2 protein-coding genes and 1 rRNA gene are annotated in these 5285 nt (G+C 73.4%); 2 read left to right on the plus strand and 1 reads right to left on the minus strand.

All coding sequences use genetic code 11. From position 1 onward, the window contains the following. The first annotated feature begins 6 nt into the window (after positions 1–6). Together rrf and JJ683_RS18450 are read left to right on the plus strand one after the other, a co-directional pair. A 5S ribosomal RNA gene (gene rrf / locus JJ683_RS18445) occupies positions 7–122 on the plus strand. A 175-nt stretch (positions 123–297) separates the two neighbouring features. Continuing rightward, positions 298–2526: an FUSC family protein gene (locus JJ683_RS18450; protein ID WP_242474863.1), complete on the plus strand. Its 2229-nt coding sequence runs from the start codon at positions 298–300 to the stop codon at positions 2524–2526. A gap of 18 nt (positions 2527–2544) precedes the next feature. On the opposite strand, the gene JJ683_RS18455 is transcribed toward JJ683_RS18450, so the two are convergent. After that, on the minus strand, positions 2545–5285 hold a 2741-nt coding region (locus tag JJ683_RS18455), incomplete at its 5' end, for an Lhr family ATP-dependent helicase (protein ID WP_443733997.1).

The following is a 5285-nucleotide window of genomic DNA, read 5'->3' on the forward strand; positions in this document are numbered from 1 at the left end:
TGGTGTTGCGGTGGTTATAGCGTGAGGGTCACGCCCGGTCCCATTCCGAACCCGGTAGCTAAGCCTTACTGCGCCGATGGTACTGCACCCGTGGGGTGTGGGAGAGTAGGTCACTGCCGCACAAATAGTTGATGGAAACGTGTCGGGCCCGGCCCCCTACGGGGGGCCGGGCCCGACACGTCTCTGGAACATCCGGACAGGCCTGCACCATGGACGGGGCCGGCGTCACGAGTCCGGCGGTACGAAGGCGGCACGGAGTCGATGGGGGCTGCGCCTCACCCACGGCGATGACGGACAATGCCAGATGTGATGACGGTCGTCGACTACACCCAGGCGCGCCTGCGGACGCTCGCAGTGAGTGACCCCGGTCGGCTCCGACTCCGGAAGGCCGCGACCGTGGCGATCTCGGCGGCGCTGGCGATGGCCGTCCTGATTCTTGTCACCTCCTCCTATGAAGAGCCGATCACGGTGGCCCTCCTCGGCACGGTGATCGCGGTGCAAGCCGCCGCCGCGGTGAAGGACCCGACCCAGGCGGCGCGCGTGGCCACGACGCTGCTCATACCCTTGCCGGCGGCGGCCGCGGTCGCGTTGGCGACGGCGCTTCTCACCATCGACCCCCTGGCGGAGGTCGGCTTCATCGCGGTCCTCTTCGGCGCCGTGTGGGTGCGCCGGTGGGGACCCCGCGGCGAGGCGCTCGGCATGGTCGCGTTCATCGCGTACTTCTTCAGCCTGTTCCTCCATTCCACATTCGACGACATCCCCATGTTCTGCGTGGCGATCGTCGTCGGCGCGGCATGCACGCTACTCATCCGCGTCGTGGTCCTGCCGGAACGGCCGCGCCTCGAGATCCGCCGGCTCGCACGCGCGCTGCGCGCGGCGTCGATCGAGGCGGTCGACGCCGGGGGCGACCGCACCCACCGCGACCTCGGCCGGCTGCGGGGGCGTCTCGACGGTCTCGGCGAGACCGCGCTGATGATCGAAGACTGGATCGACCGGCACGACGGTGCGGAACTCGTCAGCGTCACCGGGCGGTCGTTCTCGGTGATGGTGTTCGACGCGCAGATCGCGACGGAACAACTCGCGAGCGCCCTGTGGAACCTGGACCCGACAGCGCGCCGTCCGCCGGGACTCGAACGGGCGACCAGCGCGTTGGGCGTGGTGCTGCAGGACCGGCCGACCGCCGAGGAACTGCGCGCTGCCGCCGATGTCGCGTCGTCCGCGGCGCGGGAGGCGGACACATCGGACCCAGCGGGAATCGCCACGCTGGTGGCGCACCGCGCGGTGCAGGCGCACATCGCGATTCACCGCATCACCGTGCGCGCGACGCTGCTGTTCGGATCGCCGGCGTGGCTGTCGGCACGAAGCGGACGGGGGGTGCACGGCGCGACGACGACAGTCGGCGGCGCCCCGGACGGAGGCGGTGCGGCGCCGGGGCGGGACCGGAACGCCGAGCAGGCGGCGTCCGACGGAATCGTGGGCGCGCCGTCCGTCGAGGAGGGCGGATTCGCGCGCGGTCTCGCCGACCGGGCGGCGAAGTGGCAGCCGAGCACGCGGGCCGCGATCCAAGTCGCCGTGGCGACGAGCGCTGCGACGCTGTTGGGCGAGCTCGTCTCACCTGATCGCTGGTATTGGGCCGTGCTGACGGCCTTTCTCGTGTTCAACGGCGCTTCGACGCGTGGGGAGATCCTCTCGCGGGCCGGGCACCGCATCGTGGGCACGTTCGCGGGCGTAGTGGCCGGCGTCGTCATCGCCGCGCTCGTCGGCCATGACCCCCCGGTGCAGATGGTGTTGATCATCGTGTGCATCTTCTTCGCGTTCTATTTCGCGCCCGTCGCATACGCGCTGCTCACATTCTGTGTAACTGTGCTCCTCGCGATGCTGTACGGCCTGCTCGGGGTGTTCAGCATCGAGGTGCTGGGGCTGCGCATCGCCGAAACGGCGGTGGGCGCGGTCGTCGGGCTCGCGTCCGCCTATTTCATCCTGGCGACGTCAACGCAGGGCGAATTGGAGGCGAAGACCGGCGACTATCTTGCGCAGCTGGACGAGGTGATCTCCGAAGCGGTCGAGTCGGTGGCGGTGCCCGGCGCCGGGCGGGGGATCGTCGAATCGACGCGCAGACTGGACGGCGCCCTGCAGGACGTCCTCAAGGCTGCGGAACCGCTGCGCCTGCGCCCGGCGGTGCGCAGCAGGCGGAGCGTGCGACGGTTCACGCGCGCCCTGACCGTGATCAACCGGGCGGCCCACCAGCTGGCCAGGGCCGGGGTCATGGCGACGCGGGCGGACTCCTCGACCGCTCCCAGCGCGGACACGGCGCAGGAACTGCGTGCGGCGGCGGAATCCGTGCGCGAGAGGGTCGAGTTGGTGCGCCGGAGCGCCACCGGCCGGAAGATCAAGCGTCCGGAACGGAATGCCGAGGTGCCGGTGCTGGCGGTGATGCTCTCGGCGACGCACGCGCCAGGGGCGTTGCGTCTGTCGTTGCGGTCGCTGAGCAAGCTCAATCGGGCGCTGTTCGAGGCGCTCTCTTAGGCTGCAGGACCGGGACGGTCACCAGGTTGCGCGGTAGCCGCGCGGGGTCAGCCGGAAGCCGGCGTCGGCGAGCGGTGCCGCATGGGCATTGCCGTGCACCGACTCGCCGTTCCACCGCGCGACGACGAGCGGCCGTCGCATGCCCGCGTGCAGCAGCGGCGCGGCGGCGAGCGCGGTCAAGGCGGCGACGATCTGTTCGCGATCCTCCGAGAACGTCAGGATGCTGCGCCCGCCGCGTTCGACGAAGACGCGCGGCGCGCCGCCGACGAGCACGACCACGGCGCCTGCCGCGCGCGACGGGCGGTGACCGTCGGCATGCGGCCGCGGCCAGTCCACGGCCGCCCCGTAGGGGTTGGCCGGATCGGCCGCGGCCAGGACCAGCGGCCGGCCGCCCGTGCCGTCGGAATCGTCGGTGTCGGCGTCGGCCGCGGCGCGTAGCAGGTCGATGGACTCCGGCGCGGCGAATTGGGCTCCGCCGAGGCTGTCGATGACGTAGCCGCGCCGGCACTGGCCGGCCTCCTCGAATCTGCCGAGCACCCGGTAGAGGCGGGCGAAGCCGCCGTCGACGCCCTCCGCGGCGGCGACGCCGGGTGTGACCACGCCGTAGCGGTCGAGGAGCCGGCGGGCCGTGTCGTGCAGGCGGACGGTGGCGTCGGCTGCGGGGGCGGGTACCAAGGACCACCTCCCGGTTGCCGCCGGCGGTCCGGACCGCGCGGGCAGGCGGGGACGGCCCCCGCGTCCGCCGCGGGCACGGGGGGATGCGGGGCGGCGGGCCGCTCCGGACTGCAGGGCCCGCAGGGGCGCGAGGGTGTCGCCGGTGACGCGCCCCTCCCACACCAGATCCCACAGTGCCGCCAGCACGTCCGCGTCGGTGGCGGCGGCGTGCGGGGCGGCGAAGCCGGTGTTGGCGAGTTCACTGGTGGGGGCGGCCCGTGCCGCGTCGGCGAGAGCTCGGAAGAAGTACGCGCCGCCTCCGTCGAGCGTGGACAGGAGGGCCATGCGCAGCCCGCCGTCGCCTCCGCCGTCGCTGTCGGCGCGGGTCGGCGGTCGCATCGACGTGGCCGCGGACTCGGCGGTGTGCAGCGCGATCCACCCGTCGCGGGCGCCCGCGCGGCCGCACCCGGTCCAGAAAATCTCCCCGGCCGACGTGAGCTCGTCGAGCATCTCCGGGCGGTAGTCGGCCACGCGTGCCGGGAGGACGAGGGTCTCGAGAGCGGACGCGGGCAGGACGGCTCCGGCCAGCTGGTCGATCACCTCGAACAGCCCGTCGACGCCGCGCAGCGCCGCCGGCCCGCCCACGTGTTGCCACGGCGGCAGGAACCGGCCCAGCGCGGATTTCGGCACGGGGGCGAGCCGCGCTCGCGCGTGTTCCAGAGAGCGGCGCCGGAGCGTGCGCAGCACGTCGGCATCGCACCACTGCGGTGCTGCGTCTCCGGCGGCATCCCCGGCGGTGGCAGCGGGCTCCGACGGCGGACGGAACCGGCCGCGGACGATCCTGCCCGCGTGCGCGAGTCGTTCCAGGGTTTGCGCGGCGACGGCGACTCCCACGGGCAGTGCCGCCGCGGCCTCGGCGGCGGTGAACGGCCCGTGCGTCCGCGCGTAGCGGCCGACGAGGTCGCCAAGCGGATCGGCGACCGGGTGTGCGAGCGCTTCGGGCAACCAGGAAGGCACCGGGGCGGCCAGCCCGTCGCGCAACCGCGGCGCGTCCTCGACAGCAGCCCACCGGGTGCCGCCCTGCTCGAAACGGAAGATGCGACGGGCGTCGGCGAGCTGCCCGAGCCACGGGGCCGGGTCGCCCTCGGCACGCTCGGCGATGCCGGCGTCGGTGAGGGGGCCGACGATCCGGAGCAGGTCGGCCAACGATTCGGCGTCCCGGATACGGCGGTTCGGCGACCGCCATTGCAGGGCGTCGTCGGTGTCGCGCACCACGTCCGGGTCGAGCAGCGCGCTGAGCTCGACCTCGCCGAGCAGCTGTGCCAGCAGGCCGGGGTCGAGGCTCAACGCGGCCGCCTTGCGCTCGGCCAGCGGCACGTCGTCGTCGTAGATGAACGCCGCGACGTAGTCGAACAGCAGCGAGGACGCGAACGGGGACGGCGCGGCGGTCTCGGCCTCGTGCAAGCGGATCGTGCCGTCGTCGATGCGCCGGAGGACGCCGCGCAGCGCGGGGAGGTCGTAGACGTCCTGCATACATTCGCGCACCGTCTCGTGCAGTATGGGGAACTCCGGGTGCCGGCGTGCGACGCCCAGCAGCTGCGCCGATCGGTGTCGCTGTTGCCACAACGGAGCCCGGCGGCCGGGATCGCGGCGCGGGAGCAGCAGGGCGCGGGCCGCGCATTCGCGGAAGCGTGCGGCGAAGAGTGCGGAGCCGCCGAGCGAGTCCGCGACGATCCGGTCGATGTCCTGGGGGGAGACGGCGAAGATCCCGGCGCCGGGCGGGGCGCCGGTGGTGGCGGGCAGGCGCAGCACGATCCCGTCGTCGAATGCCGCGGGGTGCGCGTCGACGCCGTGTTCGTCGCTGAGCCGCGCGCCCACTGCGAGCGCCCACGGGGCATGCACCCGGCGCCCGTAGGGGGAGTGCAGGACCACACGCCAGTCGCCGAGCTCGTCGACGAACCTTTCGACGACCAGGGTGACGTCGTCCGGGACGGCGCCCACCGCGCCGCGCTGCTCGGCGAGCAGGCCCAGCAGGTTCGCGGCCGCGCGGTCGTCGAGCCCGGCGGCGGAGAGCCGCGCCCGGGCCGCGTCGTCCGCCTCGCCCG

This window comes from Tomitella cavernea, from assembly GCF_016599145.1.
GTDB classification, from domain to species: domain Bacteria; phylum Actinomycetota; class Actinomycetes; order Mycobacteriales; family Mycobacteriaceae; genus Tomitella; species Tomitella cavernae.

What these genes read in the sequence shown, in the direction of transcription:
- JJ683_RS18450 (WP_242474863.1), top strand. Translation starts at nt 298, where the DNA reads ATGCCAGATGTGATGACGGTCGTCGACTACACCCAGGCGCGCCTGCGG.